At 67.4% G+C, this 285-nt stretch carries 1 protein-coding gene; it reads right to left on the bottom strand.

Annotated elements, in window-relative coordinates:
- On the bottom strand, positions 1 to 285 hold a 285-nt coding region (locus ACTFO6_RS18605; RefSeq protein ID WP_439935855.1), incomplete at both ends, for a hypothetical protein.

Here is a 285-nt window from a genome sequence, read left to right as displayed (position 1 = left end):
TTGTCGATCAGCGTCCGATTCCCGATCCAGTGATCGGCGTACCGATGGGCGCACACCACGTACAGGATCCCGCCCGGAAGCGTGACGCCGTTTTCTGGACCGAGGCGCGTGTTCATCGGTCGCGGCGTCCGCCGGTCGTGCAGGACCGTCGCGCGGGTCGGGTCCAGGGAATCGACCATCAGCGCCCGCTGCTTGTACCAGGCAAAGGATCGACCTACCACGGTGACCGGCCGGTCGGGCAGGACGCACAGGATCGCGTGCCGGTGCTCGCCGCGGATGCTGAAG

This window comes from Pelomicrobium sp. G1 (genome assembly GCF_051905455.1).
GTDB lineage: Bacteria > Pseudomonadota > Gammaproteobacteria > Burkholderiales > UBA6910 > Pelomicrobium.
The sequence above is the reverse complement of the archived record's forward strand: the minus strand, read 5'-3'. Positions and strand labels throughout refer to the sequence as shown.